The sequence below is a fragment of the Kitasatospora sp. NBC_01250 genome (genome assembly GCF_036226465.1).
GTDB lineage: Bacteria > Actinomycetota > Actinomycetes > Streptomycetales > Streptomycetaceae > Kitasatospora.
Map to the genome: position 1 here is coordinate 1,850,564 of NZ_CP108476.1, position 18,968 is coordinate 1,869,531.

Consider the following 18,968-nt stretch of genomic DNA (forward strand, 5'->3'; position numbering starts at 1 on the left):
GCCTCGTTCCTCAGAAGGCGAGTGACACCACCATGACCCAACACCTGGAATTCTTCACCCGTGAGATGCAGGAATTTGCCGACCAGGCGCGGCAGTTCCTGGAGATCGGCCGCCGCGTCGGCCGGTTCCCCAGCGCCACCGCGCGCGAGGGGCACAAGGGCGGCGAGCTGGAGATCAGCGTCTGGTGCAGCAACGACTACCTCGGCATGGGCCAGAACCCGTCGGTGCTGGCGGCCATGAAGGAGGCCATCGACACCTTCGGGGCCGGCTCCGGCGGTTCGCGCAACATCGGCGGCACGAACTACCACCACGTGCTGCTGGAGAAGGAACTCGCGGCGCTGCACGGCAAGGAGGCGGCGCTGCTGTTCACCTCCGGCTACACCGCGAACGACGCCGCGCTCACCGTGCTGGCCGGCCGGATGCCCGGCACCGTCGTCTACTCCGACCAGCTGAACCACGCCTCGATCATCGACGGCCTGCGCCACAGCGGCGTGGAGAAGCGGATCTTCCGCCACAACGACGTCGCGCACCTCGACGAGCTGATGGCCGCCGACGGCGACCGCCCCAAGCTCGTCGTCATGGAGTCGGTGTACTCGATGTCCGGTGACATCGCGCCGCTCGCCGAGATCGCCGAGGCCGCCCGGCGCCACGGCGCCACCACGTACATCGACGAGGTGCACGCGGTCGGCATGTACGGCCCCGAGGGCGCGGGCATCGCCGCCCTGGAGGGCATCGCCGACGAGTTCACCGTCGTGATGGGCACCCTCGCCAAGGGCTACGGCACCTGCGGCGGCTACATCGCCGGCCCCGCCGCGATGATCGACGCGGTGCGCGGCTTCGCCCGCGGCTTCATCTTCACCACCTCGCTCCCGCCGGCCATCGCGGCGGGCGCGCTGGCGGCGGTGCGGCACCTGCGCTCCTCGGACGAGGAGCGCACCCGCCTGCGGGAGAACGCGCAGCTGCTGCACCGGCTGCTGACCGAGCGGCGCATCCCGTTCGTCTCGCCGATGTCCCACATCGTCTCCGTCTTCGTCGGCGAGGACAGCACCTGCCGCCGGGCCTCGGCCATGCTGCTGGAGCGCTACGGCATCTACGTGCAGGCGATCAACGCCCCGAGCGTCCGCGAGGGCGAGGAGATCCTGCGCGTGGCCCCCTCGGCCACACACACCACGGCCGACGTCGAGAAGTTCGCCGAGGCGCTGGACGCCATCTGGCAGGAGCTCGGCATCGCCCGCACCGAGGGATAGCGCCCGGCGGCCGGCCGGGTGCCCCCGTCACCCGGCCGGCGGCCGTACCCCGCACAGCGGACAGCGGACAGCGATCGACCCTGGAGGTGTGGTGACTCTCTCGGTAGCGGCCGTGCTCGCCGAATCGGCGGCCCGGCGACCGGACCACCCGGCGATCACCCTCGGCCGGGAGCAGGTGACCTACCGCGACCTGTGGCTGCGGGCCCGCCGGTACGCGAGCGTGCTGGCGGCGCAGGGCATCCGCCCCGGCGACCGGGTCGCGCTGCTGCTGCCCAACGGACTGGCGTTCCCGCCCGCCTACTTCGCCGTGCTCGCGCTCGGCGCGGTCGTCGTGCCGGTGCACGCGCTGCTCAGGGCGCCGGAGATCGAGTACGTGCTGCGCGACAGCGCCGCCCGGGTGCTCGTCTGTGCCGGGCCCCTGCTCGCCGAGGGCCGCAAGGGCGCGGAGGTCGCCGGCGTGCCGCTGCTCACGGTGGACGCTCCCGAGGAGCGCGAGGCGCCGCGGCTGGATCTGCTGGCCGAACGGGCCGAGCCGGTCGCCGGGTACGCGCAGTGCGAGCCAGGGGACCTCGCGGTGGTGCTCTACACCTCCGGCACCACCGGCCGGCCCAAGGGTGCGATGCTCACCCACCTCAACATCACGATGAACGTCGGCGTCGGGATGCTCTCCCCCTTCGACTTCCGGCCCGAGGACGTGCTGCTCGGCTGCCTGCCGCTGTTCCACACCTTCGGCCAGATCTGCGGCATGCTCACCTGCTTCCGCGCCGGCGCCGCCATGGTGCTGATGGAGCGCTTCGACGGCCCCGGCGCCCTGGAGCTGATGGCGGCCCACGGCTGCACGGTGTTCATGGGCGTTCCGACGATGTACCTGGCGCTGCTCGACGCGGCGGCCCGCGACCCGCGCCGGCCGCCGCTGGACCGTGCCTTCTCCGGTGGCTCGGCGCTGCCGGTCACGGTGCTCCAGGAGTTCCGGGAGACCTTCGGCTGCGAGATCTACGAGGGCTACGGCCTGACCGAGACCTCGCCGTCGGTCTGCTACAACCAGCGGGCCTGGCCGTGCCGCCCCGGCACGGTCGGCAAGCCGCTGTGGGGCGTGACGGTGGAGATCGCCCGCGCCGAGCTGGAGGGCCGGATCGAGCTGCTGCCGGTGGGCGAGGTGGGCGAGATCGTCATCCGCGGCCACGGTGTGATGGCCGGCTACCTGGGCCGTCCCGAGGCCACCGCCGAGGTGCTGGTGGACGGCTGGTTCCGCTCCGGCGACCTCGGGGTCAAGGACGCGGACGGCTATCTGTCCGTCGTCGACCGCAAGAAGGACCTGGTGCTGCGCGGCGGCTACAACGTCTACCCGCGCGAGGTCGAGGAGGTGCTGGTGCACCACCCGGCGATCGCCGAGGTCGCGGTCGTCGGGGTGCCGCACGCGCGGCACGGCGAGGAGGTCTGCGCGGTGGTGCGCGCCCGGCCCGGCGCCGAGCCCGGCGCGGAGCTGGGTGCGGAGATCGTCGCCTGGAGCAGGCAGCGGCTGGCCGCGTACAAGTACCCGCGGCTGGTGGAGTTCGTCGACGCGTTCCCGCTCGGCCCCAGCGGCAAGGTGCTCAAGCGCGAGCTGGCGGCCCGGTTCGGCGGCGGCGGCGGCCCCGAAACGCGCCGACCCGACGTTCGCCGACCTGAACTTCGCTGAGGCAAGTGGCAGTTCACACCGCCAGCAGCCCGTCCTCCAGCGCGCGGACGACGGCCAGGGTGCGGTTGGGGCAGTTCAGCTTGGTCAGCACGTTGCCGACGTGGCGCTTCACCCCGTGCTCGGAGATCTCCAGCTGGCGGGAGACCTGCTTGTTGCTCAGGCCCTCGGCCACCAGCCGCAGCACCTCCAGCTCGCGCGGGGTCAGCGCGGCTCCCGCCGGCGCGCCCACCTGGCCGCCGCGGACCGAGGCCTGGCCGGCCCGCACCAGCAGCTGGCGGGCCAGCGTGCCGGAGACGTGGAACTTGCCCGCCATCACGTCGAGGACGGCCTCGCGCAGGGTCTGCGGGTCGAGCTCGGACCAGTCCAGGACGCCCTGGGCCTCGTACTCCGCCAGCGCCGCCGCGTCGATCCCGTCGGGCCCGTCGACCAGCAGCAGCAGCCGGGCGCCCTGGGCGCAGAGCGCCCGGACGGTCTCCCGGGTGCGGCCGGTGGCCAGCTCGGCCGAGGCGGTCAGGATCAGGTCGAAGCGCTTCCCTGCCGCCGAACAGGCTTGTCCGCCACCGGGGTTGAACGACTGGACCGCGCCGAGGCGGTCGGGGAAGCGGATCATGCCCTCGACCCCGAACCGCTGCAGCGCGTTCTCCAGCACCAGGGCGATACTGAGCTGGGTCTGGTCCACCTGAGTTCCCACGCTTTCGTTCCTTCGACCGATCCGGATCAAGACAGTCAGTCACCGGTGGGCCAGGCTAACGACGGGGCCTCGGCCGGGACACCCGTAGCCACCCCGTAGCCGACCGCGCACCGCCCTCGTCCAGGGCGTCGGTGCAGTTCAGCGGCGGTGGGCAACGGCCGCCGAATAGGGGTCGCGGGCGGCGCCGCCGCGCCACCGCACCGGGTGGCGCGGTGGCGCACCGGTGCTCAGAGCCGCTGGCCGGCCCGGGCCCGGCGGGCCAGGTCGGCGACCCGGGTCAGGGTGGGTTCCCGCAGGATCCACGCCAACTGTCCCATGAAAGCCTCCTCCTGCCCCGGACTCAGCAGAACGTCCCGGCAGATGCCCGACAGCATGGCGAGCAGCGTCACCGAGTCCCCGCCCAGCCGGTGGAAGTCGGCTGCCCCGTCGAGCCGTTCGCGCGGCACCCCGAGGGCGCCGGCCCAGATGCCGGCCACCGCATCCTCCACCGCGTCCACCGGCGGCGCCAGTTCCGCCTCGGGCACTGCGGCGGCGGCCGGGCCGGTGGCGGGCGAGTCGGTGGCGAACGGATCCGGCAGGGCGCGCGCGTCGACCTTGCCGCTCACCGTGTAGGGCAGTTCGGGCAGCACCATGACGGCCGCGGGCACCAGGTAGGCGGGCAGCCGCTCGGCCAGGTGTGCCGTCAGCTCCGCAGCGTCGACCACCGGGTCGGCCAGCACGTAGCCGTACAGCGCCTTGGCCCGCTGTCCGGGCCGGGCCCGGGCGATCACCACCGCGCGGTGCACAGCGGGGTGCTCCTCCAGCGCCCGCGCCACCTCCGCCGGTTCGACCCGGTGCCCGCGCACCTTCACCTGGTCGTCGATCCGCCCGACGCACTCCAGCTCGCCCGAGGGCAGCAGACGCACCAGGTCGCCGGTGCGGTAGACCCGGGTGCCGTCGGCCAGCCGCACGAAGCGCTCCCGGTCGAGTTCGGGCCGGCCGAGGTAGCCGCGGGCGAGCTGCGCGCCGCCCAGGTACAGCTCGCCGATCTCGCCGGGGGCGACGAACCGCAGCTCCTCGTCGAGCAGATGGGCGGTGGTGTTGTCGGCGGGCAGGCCGATCGGCACCACCGCGAGACCGGCGTCGCCCTGCGGGTCGTAGGTGTGCGCGGTGCAGCCGATGGTGGCCTCGGTGGGGCCGTACTCGTTGACGATCCGGCAGGCGGGCCCGAACATCTCCTGGGCCCGGGCGGCGACCTCCACCCGCAGCTGCTCGCCGATCACCAGCACCGTGCGGTAGCCGGCGGGCGCGAGGTCGAGGCGGCCGATCAGGTCCAGGTGGGAGGGCGTGAGGTTGAGCATGTTGGCGCCCGAGCGCTCCAGCAGGCGGCGCAGCGAGAGGTGGGTCGGCTCCTCGCGCAGCAGGATCACCTCGCCGCCGGCCAGCAGCGGCAGGAAGACCGAGGTTCCCGTGACGTCGAAGGAGGGCGAGGTGATCAGCGGCAGCCGGGTGTCGGCGTCCACCCCGAAGGCGCGGGTCGCCCAGTGCACGTAGTTGGTCAGGCTGCGGTGCTCGATCTGCACGCCCTTGGGCCGGCCGGTGGAGCCCGAGGTGTAGATGACGTAGACCAGGTCCGCGGGATCGACGACGGCCTCCCGGAAGTCCGCGGGCACCTCGCCGTCCATCGCCAGCTCGTCCAGCGGCAGCGCCCGGCAGCCGGGCGGAAGGCAGTCGCGCTGCTCGTAGGGCCGCTCCAGCAGGCAGTGGCCGCTTCCGGCATCGGCCAGCAGGCCCGCGATCCGGGCGTCCGGGTGGCGGCTGTCCAGGGGCAGGTAGCAGGCCCCGGCCCGCAGCACCCCCCACAGGCCCGCGATCCCGGCCACCGTGCGGTCCGCCAGCAGGCCGACCACGCTGCCGGGGCCCACCCCCGCGCGGCGCAGGTCGGCGGCGACCCGGTCCGCCCGGCGGCTCAGCTCCGCGTACGTCACCTTGCCCTCGGGGCCGCTCAGCGCGATCCGGTCCGGCGTGCGCTCGACCTGGGCGCGGAAGAGCTCGACCACCGACTGTTCGCCGGGCAGCGCACGCTCGGTGCGGTTGCCGGCCCACTGCCGGAGCGCGGGCGGGCTGAGCGCGTCGGCGACGGTCTCCAACAGGGCGTCGACACGGTCGGCGGTGCCGGGCTCGTCGTGCCAGGCGACGGTGACCTCGGTGCGGCCGGGCCGCTCCACCAGGCCGATCTCGGGCGGGCCGCCCGGGCTGTTGCCGCCCAGCGCGTAGCAGGCGGCGGCCCGGAAGGTGCCGGTGGACAGCTCGGCGAGCTCGATGCCGCCCAGGTGGGAGAGGTAACCGGTGCCCGAGTGGCGTCCGCTGCGCGCGGCGGCCCGCTCGATCCCGGTGTTGAGCACCCGCAGCACCGGCACCGGCACCCGCCGCAGCCAGGAGGCGATCGGCAGGGTCAGCTCCTCGCGCCTGGACAGTGCGCCGAGCAGCCGCTGCTGCACCTGCTGCCAGTCCTCCCCCGCGGCGACGTCCAGGGTGAGGGTGTGCGCCAGCATCCCGGTCGAGCGCAGGTCCGGCTCGTGGCGGCGCAGGTCGACCGGGACGAAGAACCGCCCGCCGCCGGGCCCGGCACTCGCGGCCAGCGCGGCGGCCGCCTTGGCCACCGCCGCCGGGTGGCGGCCGTCGATCGTGCGGCGGCGCCAGCGCAGGCGGGGCGGGAGGGGCGACGGGCTGCCCAGCAGCGGGGGCCACTCCTGCTTGGCCGCGGGCACCGTGCCGAGCTCGTGACCGGCGACGCGGCGCGCCAGCTCCTCGTGGTCGACGGTGGCGTGGTGGCCCACCAGGGGCTCCCCGCGCAGCGCGCGGAAGACCTCGGCGGCCCACAGGTGCAGGCCGCGGGCGTCGGTGACGCCGTGGAAGGCGCGGAAGACCAGGGTGCTCGGGGTGCTCGGGGTGCTCGGGGTGCCGGGGAACAGCAGCACCTCGCAGGTCGGGCCGCTGCCGTCCAGCGGGCGGTGCAGCGCGGGGTGGTCGAGGCGCTCGTTGTCGAAGCCGCCGTCGGCGAGGACGTGCAGCGCGGGGGTGACGCCGCTGTCGACCCAGGAGCGGCCCTCGCGGATCAGCCGCATCCCCGGGGAGGACTCGGCCGCGGCCGCCATGGCGGCGGCGAGGTCCTCGGCCGGCAGCTCCCCGTCACCCTCCACCACGTACTGGACGACGCTCAGGGCCGGACGCAGGCCCAGGAAGGCCCACTCCATCGGCGTGACGGCCCGGCGGTACGGCAGCGGGCCGGCGGATCCGGTCAACGCCGGGGTGGCGGAGCCGCGTTGGTTCTCCTGTTGCGTTCTCAACGTCATCACAATCTCTTGTGCCGTTCGGCGAACGAGCGCCCGGCACGGTCGTCGGGCGCGAGGTCATCGGGGCCAGGCCCTGAGCACCTGCCCGGCCCCGGGCAGGCCCCAGCACGCTCGGTGCCGGCCCGGGGCCGCGTGAACTCCTCGTGTCAGGTCATCAGTTGCCACTGCCCTGGGAGCGGCCGAGCTGGTCGTTGATGAAGGCGAAGAGCTCGTCGTCGGAGGCCGCCCTGAGCTGCCCGGTGTCCACCGCACCGGGTCGGCCCTCGGTGCCGGCCGGGACGGCGGGGCCGCCGATCCTGCCCAGCAGCGCCTCCAGCCGGGCCGCCAGGGTGCCGCGCAGCTCGCCGTCGGCCACCGGAGCCTGGGCGAACACCGCCTCCAGCCGGTCGAGTTCGGCCAGCAGCGGCTCCGCGCCGGCCGCCGGGGCGGGGGCGACCTCGGCGAGCAGCAGCTCGGCGAGCGCGGCGGGCGTCGGGTGGTCGAAGACCAGCGTCGCGGAGAACCGCAGCCCGGTGGCCGCGTTCAGCCGGTTGCGCAGCTCGATGCCGGTCAGCGAGTCGAACCCGAGCTCCTTGAAGGCCCGTTCGGCCTCGACGGACTCCGGCCCCGAATGCCCGAGCACGGCGGCGACCTGGGTGCAGACCAGCTCCAGCAGCAGCATGCGGCGCTCCGGCTCGCCCAGCCCGGTCAGCCGCTGCGCCAGCGTCGGCCCCGCAGCCGCGCTCGACGCGATCCGCGCGGCCCGGCGCACGGGGTTGCGCACCAGGCCGCGCAGCAGCGGCGGCACGGTGGCCGGGTCGGCGTGGGCGCGCAGCCCGGCGACGTCCAGGCCCATCGGGGCGAGGGTGCTGCGGCCCAGGGCCGCCGCGGTGTCGAGCAGCGCCAAGCCCTGGCCGGAGGCGAGCGGGGTGATGCCGCCGCGGGCCATCCGCTCCAGGTCCGCCGCGCCGAGCTCGCCGGTCATCCCGCTGCTCTGCGCCCACAGGCCCCAGGCGAGGGAGAGGGCGGGCAGACCGCGCTGCGCCCGGTGGGTGGCCAGCGCGTCCAGGAAGGCGTTGGCAGCCGCGTAGTTGCCCTGCCCCGCACCGCCGAGCGTGCCGGCGACCGAGGAGTAGAGCACGAAGGCCGACAGGTCGAGCCCGGCGGTCAGCTCGTGCAGGTTGAGCGCCGCGTCCACCTTGGGGCGCAGCACCGCGTCGAGCCGCTCGGGCGTCAGCGCGTCGACCACGCCGTCGTCGAGCACGCCGGCGGTGTGGATGACGGCGGTGAGCGGGCGCTGCAGGGAGCCGAGCAGCGCGGCGAGTGCGGCGCGGTCGGCCGCGTCACCGGCCGCGACCGTCACGGTGGCACCCGACTGCTCCAGCTCGGCGACGAGTTCGGCCGCGCCCGGGGCCTGGAGGCCGCGCCGGCTGGTGAGCAGCAGGTGGCGAGCGCCGTGCTCGGTGACCAGGTGCCGGGCGGCCAGCGCCCCGAGGGTGCCGGTCGCACCGGTGATCAGCACGGTGCCGTCCGGGTCCAGCGGGGCCGGGACGGTGAGGACGACCTTGCCGATGTGCTTGGCCTGCGAGACGAAGCGGAAGGCCTCCGGCGCGCGGTGGATGTCCCAGGTCGCGATCGGCAGGTGCGCCAGCGCCCCCTGCTCGAAGAGCGCGAGGACGGCGGCGAGCATCTCGCCGGTGCGCTCGGGTCCGGCCTCGATCAGGTCGAAGCCCTGGTAGCGCACCCCCGGGTGCTCGGCCGCCACCTGCTCCGGATCGCGGACGTCCGTCTTGCCCATCTCCACGAACCGCCCGCCGCGCGGCAGCAGCCGCAGCGAGGCGTCCACGAACTCCCGCGCCAGCGAGTCGAGCACCACGTCCACGCCCCGGCCACCGGTGGCCGCGCGGAACCGCTCCTCGAAGTCCAGGTCACGCGAGGAGGCGATGTGCTCGTCGTCCAGACCGAGCTCACGCAGCGCGCCCCACTTGCCCGCACTCGCGGTGCCGTAGACCTCCGCACCCAGGTGCCGGGCCAGTTGCACCGCCGCCATGCCCACACCACCGGCCGCCGCGTGGATCAGCACCGACTCGCCCGCCCGCAGGTCCGCGAGGTCCACCAGCGCGTAGTAGGCGGTGAGATGGACCACCGGGACGGCCGCCGCCTCGGCGAAGCTCCAGCTCTCGGGCATCCGGGCGATCATCCGGCGATCGACCACCGCGACGGGCGCGAAGCCGCCCGACATCATGCCGAACACCCGGTCGCCGACGGCGAGATCGGTGACGTCGGGGGCGACCTCCAGCACCACACCGGCGCCTTCCAGCCCCAGCAGCCCGGCGTTGCCCGGGTACATGCCCAGCGCGTTGAGCACGTCACGGAAGTTCAGGCCGGTGGCCCGCACCCCGATCCGCACGCTGCCGGGCTCCAACGGCGCGACGGCCGCCGGGTGTTCGATGAGCGCCAGGTTGTCCAGGGCGCCCTTGACCGGGATGCCCAGGCGCCAGGCGACCGCGCCCTCGGGCGGGGTCAGCGCCGCGTCGGTGGCGATGCGCGCCAGCCTCGGTGCATGGCAGGCTCCCTGACGGATCGCCAGTTCGACCTCCGGCAGTGCCAGGGCGGCGGGCAGGGTGGCGGCCGAGGAGTCGGCGCCGTCGAGGTCGAGCAGCACGAACCGCTCGGGGTTCTCCGCCTGCGCCGAGCGCACCAGACCCCACAGCGCGGCCCCGGCCGGATCCACCAGCCGCTCCCCCGCCAGCGGCGCCACCGCGCCCCGGGTCACCAGCACCAGCCGGGAGTCCGCGAACCTCGCCTCGGCCAGCCAGGCCTGCAGCAGGCCCAGCACCCGGTGCGTCACCTCCCGCACCGCAGCGGCCGAAGGACCGCCGGCCGGCACCAGCGGCAGGCAGGGCACCAGCACCACCTGCGGCACCACCTCGGCCGCCGCCACCGCCGCCAGGTCCGCGAAGGCCTCGGCGGTGCCGTCCGGCAGCTCCAGCCCGTCGCCGAGCACCGCCCAGCGGCCGCTGCGGGCCGCCTCGGCGGCGGTCGGCAGCGCGGTCCACTCGACCGCGAAGAGCGAGTCGTGGTGGGCGGCGCGCGCCGCGTCGCGCAGTTGCTCGGCGCCGACCGGGCGCAGCACCAGCGAGTCGACGGTGGCCACCGGCTCCCCGGTGGCGTCGGCGACGGCCAGGGCGATCGTGTCCGTGCCCTGCGGGGTGATCCGCACCCGCAGGGCGCCGGCCCCGGCGGCGTGCAGGGTCACGCCGCTCCAGGCGAACGGCAGCCGGCCCCCCTCGGCACCGCTGCCCTGCAGGAAGGTGCCGTGCAGTGCGGCGTCGAGCAGCGCCGGGTGCAGGCCGAACAGGCCCGCCTCCGGCTCGGTGCCCGCGGGCAGCGCGACCTCGACGAAGATCTCCTCGCCCAGCTGCCAGGCGGCGGTCAGCCCCTGGAAGGCGGGCCCGTAGGCGAACCCGCCCACGGCCAGGCGCTCGTAGAAGCCGGTGGTCTCCAGCGGCACGGCCTCGGCCGGCGGCCAGGGGGCGAGCGCACCGGCACCGGCCGGCCGCTCCGCCGCAGCGGTGCCGAGCAGGCCGTCGGCGTGCTTGGTCCACGGCTCCTCGGCCGCCGCGTCCTCGGCCCGGGAGTGGATGGACAGCGCCCGGTTGCCCGTCTCGTCGGCAGCGCCCAGCCAGAGCTGGAGCTGGCGGGCGCCCGTCTGCGGCAGGACGAGCGGGGCCTGGAGGGTCAGCTCCACCACCCGGTCGCAGCCCACCTGGTCACCGGCGCGGACCGCGAGCTCGACGAAGGCGGTGCCGGGCAGCAGCACGGTCCCGGAGACCGCGTGATCGGCCAGCCAGGGGTGGGTGCGCAGGTCCAGGCGCCCGGTGAACAGGTGGCCGTCCGACTCGGCGAGCGGGGCGGCGGCACCGAGCAACGGGTGCGCGGGGGCCGCCAGTCCGGCCGAGGCGACGTCGGCGGCCCACAGCGCGGGCGGCTCCAGCCAGTAGCGCTCGCGCTGGAAGGCGTAGGTGGGCAGGTCGACGCGCCGGGCGCCGGTGCCCGCGAAGACGGCGGCCCAGTCGAGAGCGGCACCGCGCACGTGCAGCCGGGCGAGGGCGGCGGCGAAGACCGACGCCTCGGCGCGGTCGCGGCGCAGCACGGGGGCGAGGACCGCCTCCTCCTCGGCGCTCACACAGGCCTGCGCCAGCGCGCTGAGGGTGCCGTCCGGGCCCAGCTCCAGAAAGGCGCGGACGCCGTGGCTCGCCAGCGCCGTGATCGCGTCGGCGAAACGGACGGCCTCGCGCACGTGGCGCACCCAGTACTCGGGGTCGGTCAGGTCGGCGGACCGGTCGAGCGTGGAGACGATCGGGATCTTCGGCTCGTGGAAGGTCAGTTCGGCGGCGATCGCGCGGAACTCCGCCAGCATCGGCTCCATCAGCGGCGAGTGGAACGCGTGGCTGACGGTGAGCCGCTTCGTCCTGCGGTCCAGCTTCTCGGCCAGCTCCAGCACCGCCTGCTCGGCGCCCGAAAGCACCACGGCCGCAGGCCCGTTGACGGCGGCGACCCCGACGTCGGAGCGGTCGGCCAGCAGCGGCAGCAGCTCCTCCTCGCTCGCCTGCACCGCCACCATCGCACCACCCGCGGGCAGCGCCTGCATCAGCCGGCCACGCGCCGCCACCAGCCGCGCGGCATCGGCCAGCGAGAGGACACCCGCGACGTGCGCGGCGGCCAGCTCACCGATCGAGTGCCCCGCCAGGAAGTCCGGCCGCACACCCCACGATTCGACCAACCGGAAGAGCGCCACTTCGAGCGCGAAGAGCGCCGGCTGGGTGTAGGCGGTCTGGTCGAGCAGCGCATCGGCCTCGCCGAGCGGCGTCTCCAGATGCCGGTCCAGCTCCGCGCGGACCGCGTCGTACGCCTCGGCGAACGCCGGGAACGCGTCGTACAGTTCAGCGCCCATTCCGGCGCGCTGGCTGCCCTGCCCCGCGAAGAGGAACGCCGTGCGCAGAGCGCCGGTGGCGGTGCCCTCCACGAGGTGGCCCACCGGCTCACCGGCGGCCAGCGCGGCCAGGCCGCGCAGCAGCTCGGCGCGGTCGGCGCCGACCACCACGGCGCGCTGCTCCAGGCTGCCGCGGGTGGTGGCCAGCGAGAAGGCGACGTCGACCGGGTGCACCGACTCGTCCTCGGCCAGCCGGGCGTGCAGCCGGCCGGCCTGGGCCCGCAGCGCCTCGCCGCTCTTCGCCGAGAGCACCCAGGGCAGCATGGCCGGAGCGACCGGCCCGAGCGCGGTCACGGCCTCGGGAGCGGGCGCCTGTTCGAGGATCACGTGCGCGTTGGTGCCGCTGACCCCGAAGGACGAGACACCCGCGCGGCGCGGCTCGCCGGTCTCCGGCCAGGGCCGGGTCTCGGTGAGCAGCTCGACCGCGCCGGCCGTCCAGTCCACGTGCGGGGTCGGCTCGCTGACGTGCAGGGTGCGCGGCAGCACGCCGTGCTGCATCGCCTGCACCATCTTGATGATCCCGGCGGCGCCCGCCGCGGCCTGGGTGTGCCCGAGGTTGGACTTGACCGAGCCGAGCCAGAGCGGCCGCTCCGCGGTGTGCTCGCGGCCGTAGGTGGCCAACAGCGCCTGGGCCTCGATCGGGTCGCCGAGGGTGGTGCCGGTCCCGTGCGCCTCCACCGCGTCCACCTGGTCCGCCGTCAGGCCGGCGCTCGCCAGCGCCGCGCGGATCACCCGCTGCTGCGAGGGGCCGTTCGGCGCCGTCAGACCGTTGCTGGCGCCGTCCTGGTTGACGGCGGTGCCGCGCACGATCGCCAGCACCGGGTGCCCGTTGCGCCGCGCGTCCGACAGGCACTCAACCAGCAGCATGCCCACGCCCTCGGCCCAGCTGGTGCCGTCCGCGTCGGCCGAGAACGACTTGCAGCGCCCGTTGGCGGCCAGACCGCCCTGCCGGGCGAAGTCGACGAAGGTGTCGGGGGTGGCCATCACGGTGACGCCGCCGGCCAGCGCCAGCGTGCACTCGCCGCTGCGCAGCGCCTGGCTCGCCAGATGCAGGGCCACCAGCGAGGAGGAGCAGGCGGTGTCGACGGTGACCGCCGGACCCTCCAGGCCGAAGGTGTAGGAGATCCGGCCCGAGGCGACGCTGCCGGAGCCGCCGGTGCCCAGGTAGCCCGCCACCTCCTCGGGGACGGCGGGCAGCCGGGAGACGTAGTCGTGGTACATGACGCCCGCGAAGACGCCGGTGCGGCTGCCCTTGACCGAGGCCGGGTCGATGCCCGCCCGCTCGAACGCCTCCCAGGACGCTTCGAGCAGCAGCCGCTGCTGCGGGTCCATGGCCAGCGCCTCGCGCGGGTTGATGCCGAAGAAGCCGGGGTCGAAGGCGCTCGCGTCGTGCAGGAAGCCGCCCGCCAGCGCGGCGTCCGCCTGCTCGGTGTCGGCGCTGCGCAGCGCATCCACCACCCAGCCGCGGTCGGCGGGGAAGCCGGAGATGCCGTCCCGGCCGCTGGTGACCAGCTGCCACAGCTCCTCGGGCGTGGTCACCTCGCCCGGGTAGCGGCAGGCCATGCCGATGATCGCGATCGGGTCGTCCAGCGGTGCGACCGCCGCGGCGGCGGTCTCCGTCGGCAGGGTGCCCAGCAGTTCGGCGCCGAGCAGCTCGGCGAGGGCGGCCGGGTTCGGGTAGTCGAAGACCAGGGTCGCGGGCAGCCGCAGGCCGGTGGCCGTGTTCAGCCGGTTGCGCAGCTCGACGGCGGTCAGCGAGTCGAAGCCCAGCTCCTTGAAAGCGAGGTGCGGCTCGACGGCCTCGGCGCCGGTGTGCCCGAGGACGGCGGCCACCTGGCCGGTGACCAGGGTGAGCAGCGCCGTGGCCCGCTCGGCGGCCGGCAGCGCGGCCAGCTGCTCGCGCAGCGGGTCGCCGGACTGCGCGGCCTGCGCCGCGCGCCGGGCCGGCGTCCGGACCAGGCCGCGCAGCAGGGCGGGCAGGGCCGCGGAGGCGCCGTGCGCGCGCATCCCGGCCAGGTCCAGCCGGATCGGGACGTAGCTCGCGCCGCCCAGTGCGGTGGCGGTGTCGAGCAGCGCCAGGCCCTCCGCGGAGGAGAGCGCGGCGACCCCGGCCCGGTTGATGCGCTGGAGGTCGGCCTCCTCCAGGGTGCCGGTCATGCCACTGCGTTCGGCCCACAGTCCCCAGGCCAGCGCGGTGGCGGGCAGGCCGGCGGCCTGCCGGTGGTGCGCGAGGGCGTCCAGGAAGGCGTTCGCGGCGGCGTAGTTGGCCTGGCCGGGACCGCCGAGGGTGGCGGCGGCGGCCGAGAAGAGCACGAAGGAGGTGAGCTTCTGATCCTTCGTCAGTTCGTGCAGGTGCCAGGCCGCGTCGACCTTGGGCCGCAGCACGGTGGCCAGCCGCTCGGGGGTGAGCGAGGAGATCACACCGTCGTCGAGCACACCGGCGGTGTGCACCACGGCGGTCAACGGGCGCTCCAGCGAGGCGAGCAGCGCCGCCAGCGCCGCCCGGTCCGCCACGTCACAGGCCGCCAGCGACACCTCCGCGCCCGACTCCCGCAACTCGGCCGCCAGTTCGACCGCACCAGCGGCCCGCGCACCACGACGCGAGACCAGCAACAGCCGCCGCACACCTCGCACCGCCACCAGATGCCGCGCCACCAGCGCACCCAGCGTCCCCGTCGCACCCGTGACCAGCACCGTCCCACCCGACGCCAGGTCCGACGCCAGGTCCGGCTCCAGGGCAGGCTCGGCCGCGGCGACCGCGGTCACCCGGGCCAGCCGGGGCAGCTTGAGAGTGCCGGCGCGCAGCGCGAGCTGCGGCTCGTCGGCGACCAGGGCGGCGGCCAGCGCGGCGGGCAGCGCCCGCAGCGAGTCCGCGTCGGCGTCGAGGTCCAGCAGCACCAGGCGGTGCGGGTGCTCGGACTGGGCCGAGCGGACCAGGCCCCAGACGGTGGCGGCGGCCAGGTCGGCGACCGGCTCGCCGGGGACGACGCGCTGCGCGCCACGGGTGACCAGCACCAGGCGGGCATCGGCGAACCGGTCCTCGGCCAGCCACTGCTGGACCAGCGCGAGCACCCGGGAGGCGGTGGCGTGCGCCGCGGCCGGTGGCTCACCGGACTCGCCCCGCACGGCCGCGAGGACGAGGGCGGGCAGGGCCGCCCCCGCGTCGAGGGCTTCGGCCAGCGCGGCCGGGTCGGTGTACCGGGGCAGGTCGAGGTCCGGGTCCAGCGCCTCGGCGCCGAGCAGCGCCCACCCGGTGGTGTCGGCGGTGCCGGGGGCGGCGTCCTGCCACTCCACGGTGAACAGCGACTCGTGGTGGACCCGGCGGGCGGCCTGCACCTGGGCCGCGGAGACCGGGCGCAGCAGCAGCGACTCGATCCGGGCCACCGGGGCGCCGGTGCCGTCGGCGACGGTGACCGCGACGCTGTCCGTACCGGCCGGGGCGAGCCGCACCCGCAGCGTGTCGGCGCCCGAGGCGTGCAGGGTGACCCCGCTCCAGGCGAACGGCAGCCGCCCGGACTCGCTGGGGCTCAGCAGGGTGCCCATGCCGACGCCGTGCAGGGCGGCGTCGAGCAGCGCGGGGTGCAGGCCGAAGCGGTGGGCCTCGACCCTGGCCTGCTCGGGCAGCCGCACCTCGGCGTAGATCTCCTCGCCCACCTGCCAGGCGGCGCGCAGGCCCTGGAAGACCGGGCCGTAGGCGAAGCCGGCCTCGGCCAGGTAGTCGTAGAGTCCCCCGGTCTCGACCGGGACGGCACCGGCCGGCGGCCAGCTGCCCCGGCCGAGCGGCTCGCCCTGCTGGTCGGTGCCGGCCGGCGCGAGGGTGCCGGTGGCGTGCCGGGTCCAGGTGTGCTCGGCGGTCGGCGCCGCGCCGCCGGCGGCCTCCTGCGGCTCGGGGCGCGAGTGCAGGGTGAAGCCGCGGGCGCCGGAGGCGTCCGCCTCCCCCACCGCGAGCTGGAGCTGGACGGCGCCGTGCTCGGGCAGCACGAGCGGGGCCTGCAGGGTGAGTTCGGCGAGCCGGTGGCAGCCCACCTGGTCCCCGGCGCGGATCGCCAGTTCGACGAAGGCGGTGCCGGGCAGCAGCACGGTGCCCAGCACCGCGTGATCGGCCAGCCAGGGGTGGGTCCGCAGCGAGAGCAGCCCGGTGAAGAGCACCCCGTCGGCGTCGGCGAGTGCGACGGCGGCGCCGAGCAGCGGGTGGTCGGCCGCGCCCAGGCCGGCCGAGGCGACGTCGCCGACCCAGCCGGCCGGGGGCTCGGGCCAGTGGCGGCGGCGCTGGAAGGCGTAGGTGGGCAGGTCGACCCGGGCACCGCCCCAGGCCGCGCCGACGGCCCGCCAGTCGGGTGTGGCGCCGTGCACGTGGGCCCGGGCCAGCGCGGTCAGCAGTGCCCGCGCCTCGGGGCGGCCCGCACGCAGCGTGGGGATCAGGGCGGCCGTGCTCTCCTCGCCCAGGCAGTGCTGGGCCATCGCGGTGAGCACGCCGTCGGGCCCGAGTTCCAGGTAGCGGGTGACGCCGCGCGCCGCCAGCGTCCCGATCGCGTCGGCGAACCGGACGGCCTCGCGCACATGCCGCACCCAGTACTCGACCGTGGACGGGTCGGCGTCCTGGTCGAGCGTGGAGACGAACGGGATCCGCGGCTCACGGAAGGTCAACCGCTCCGCCACCGCACGGAACTCCGCCAGCACCGGCTCCATCAACGGCGAGTGGAACGCATGGCTGACAGCCAACCGCTTCGACTTGCCACCCAGGTGAGCCACCACCTCCAACACCGCGTCCTCGGCACCCGAAAGCACCACCGAGGCAGGCCCGTTGACCGCCGCGACACCCACCTCCGAGCGCCCGGCCAGCAGCGCCAGCACCTCCGCCTCACCCGCCCGCACCGCCACCATCGCCCCACCCGCGGGCAACGCCTGCATCAACCGACCACGCGCGGCCACCAGTTCCGCCGCATCCCCCAGCGACAGCACCCCCGCCACATGCGCCGCCGCCAGCTCACCGATCGAATGCCCCGCCAGAAAGTCCGGCCGCACACCCCACGATTCGACCAACCGGAACAGCGCCACCTCCAGCGCGAAAAGCGCCGGCTGCGTGTACGCCGTCTCGTCCAGCAGCGCATCCGCCTCGGCCAGCGGCGTCGCCAAGTGCCGGTCCAGCTCCGCACGGACCGCGTCGTACGCCTCGGCGAACACCGGGAACGCCTCGTACAGTTCGGCCCCCATCCCGGCACGCTGACTGCCCTGCCCGGTGAAGAGGAACGCCGTGCGGCCCTCGGCGGCCACACCCTGCAGCAGGTGCGGCGCGCTCCCGCCGGCGGCGAGGGCCTCCAGGCCGGCCAGCAACTCGGCGCGGTCGCCGGCCAGCACGGCCGCACGGTGCTCCAGGGCGGCGCGGGTGGTGGCCAGTGAGTGGGCGAGGTCGGCCGGGGCCAGGTCGGGGACGGCGTCCAGGTGGGCCCGCAGCCCGGCGGCCTGGGCCCGCAGCGCCTCGGCGCTGCGGGCCGAGACCAGGTAGGGCAGCAGCGCGGGAGCCGCCGCCCCCGGGGCCTCGTCGGCGGGCCGCGCGGACGGGGGCCCGGACTCGGGCTGCTCGGGCTCGGGCTGCTCCGGCTCGGGCGCCTGCTCGATGATGGCGTGGGCGTTGGTGCCGCTGACGCCGAACGAGGAGACGCCCGCACGGCGCGGCTCGCCGGTCGGCGGCCACGGCCGGGCCTCCTGGAGCAGCGCGACGCCGCCCGAGGACCAGTCGACGTGCGGTGAGGGCTCGTCCACGTGCAGGGTCCTGGGCAGCACGCCGTGCTGCATCGCGAGCACCATCTTGATGACGCCCGCGACACCGGCGGCGGCCTGGGTGTGCCCGAGGTTCGACTTGACCGACCCCAGCCAGAGCGGCCGGTCCGCCGGGCGCTCCAGACCGTAGGTGGCCAGCAGCGCCTGCGCCTCGATCGGGTCGCCCAGCACGGTGCCGGTGCCGTGCGCCTCCACCGCGTCCACCTGGGCGGGCGTCAGCCCGGCCCCGGCCAGCGCCTGGCGGATCACCCGCTGCTGCGAGGGGCCGTTCGGCGCCGTCAGGCCGTTCGACGCGCCGTCCTGGTTGACGGCCGAGCCGCGGATCACCGCGAGCACCGGGTGGCCGTTGCGCCGCGCGTCGGAGAGCCGCTCCAGCAGCAGCATGCCGACGCCCTCGCCCCAGCCGGTGCCGTCGGCCGCCGCCGCGAACGACTTGCAGCGCCCGTCGGCCGCCAGACCCCGCTGCCGGCTGAACTGGACGAAGGCCCGGGGGCTGGACATCACCGTGACGCCGCCGGCCAGCGCCAGCGAGCACTCCTTCTGGCGCAGCGCCTGCACCGCGAGGTGCAGGGCGACCAGCGAGGAGGAGCAGGCGGTGTCGACGGTGACCGCCGGGCCCTCCAGGCCGAAGGTGTAGGAGATCCGGCCGGACAGCACGCTGGCCGCGTTGCCGGTGAGCGTGTAGCCCTCGACGCCCTCGGGGACCTGGTACAGCAGATCGCCGTAGTCCTGGCCGTTGGTGCCGGCGAAGACGCCGGTGCGGCTGCCCTTGAGGGTGGTCGGGTCGATGCCCGCGCGCTCCAGCAGCTGCCAGGACGACTCCAGCAGCAGCCGCTGCTGCGGGTCCATGCCGAGCGTCTCGCGGGGGCTGATGCCGAAGAACGCGGCGTCGAACTCCGGTGCGTCGTACAGGAATCCGCCGTGCCGTGTGTAGCTGGTGCCCTGCTGGTCGGGGTCCTCGTCGAAGAGCGCGGACGCGTCCCAGCCGCGGTCGGTGGGGAACTCCCCGATCGCGTCCCGGCCCTCGGCCACCAACTGCCAGAGATCCTCGGGCGAGTTCACCCCGCCCGCGAACCGGCAGCTCATCGAGACCAGGGCGATCGGCTCGGAGTCGCCCGACTCCGCGTCGCGCAGCCGCTGGCGGGTCTGGTGCAGATCCGCCGTCACGCGCTTCAGATAGTCGAGGAGCTTTTCCTGATCCACTGCTGGAACCTCACCCAATTCGATCACTGCTGCAGGTAGTTGTGGGCCGGTGCGGGCC

General features: G+C 75.3%; 5 protein-coding genes and 1 pseudogene. 2 read left to right on the forward strand and 4 right to left on the reverse strand.

Annotated elements, in window-relative coordinates; translation table 11 throughout:
• Positions 1-32 precede the first annotated feature (32 nt).
• Positions 33-1,247 (forward strand): 5-aminolevulinate synthase, encoded by a 1,215-nt coding sequence (hemA, locus tag OG500_RS07580; protein WP_329587440.1) that lies wholly within the window; start codon positions 33-35, stop codon positions 1,245-1,247.
• A gap of 91 nt (positions 1,248-1,338) precedes the next feature.
• Positions 1,339-2,925, forward strand: coding sequence for a long-chain-fatty-acid--CoA ligase (locus OG500_RS07585; RefSeq protein WP_329577993.1), 1,587 nt, complete (start codon positions 1,339-1,341; stop codon positions 2,923-2,925).
• A 13-nt stretch (positions 2,926-2,938) separates the two neighbouring features.
• Here the strand turns inward: OG500_RS07585 and OG500_RS07590 are convergent, their stop codons facing one another.
• From OG500_RS07590 to OG500_RS38140, 4 genes and pseudogenes are all read right to left on the reverse strand, one after another.
• The gene (locus tag OG500_RS07590) at positions 2,939-3,616 is read right to left on the reverse strand and encodes a response regulator transcription factor (RefSeq protein WP_327065630.1); all 678 of its coding nucleotides are present in this window, start codon (positions 3,614-3,616) and stop codon (positions 2,939-2,941) included.
• 227 nt (positions 3,617-3,843) lie between these two features.
• On the reverse strand, positions 3,844-6,951 hold the full coding sequence (locus OG500_RS07595) for a non-ribosomal peptide synthetase (protein ID WP_329577996.1): 3,108 nt from the start codon (positions 6,949-6,951) through the stop codon (positions 3,844-3,846).
• Between the two features lie 154 nt (positions 6,952-7,105).
• Positions 7,106-18,769, reverse strand: coding sequence for an SDR family NAD(P)-dependent oxidoreductase (locus OG500_RS07600; protein WP_442907131.1), 11,664 nt, complete (start codon positions 18,767-18,769; stop codon positions 7,106-7,108).
• A gap of 93 nt (positions 18,770-18,862) precedes the next feature.
• Positions 18,863-18,937: pseudogene (locus OG500_RS38140) on the reverse strand (polyketide synthase docking domain-containing protein); the annotation flags it as partial.
• Between the last annotated feature and the right edge of the window lie 31 nt (positions 18,938-18,968).

Coding starts and splice junctions, on each gene's coding strand:
- hemA (WP_329587440.1), top strand. CDS start 33: ATGACCCAACACCTGGAATTCTTCACCCGTGAGATGCAGGAATTTGCC.
- OG500_RS07595 (WP_329577996.1), bottom strand. CDS start 6,951: ATGACGTTGAGAACGCAACAGGAGAACCAACGCGGCTCCGCCACCCCG.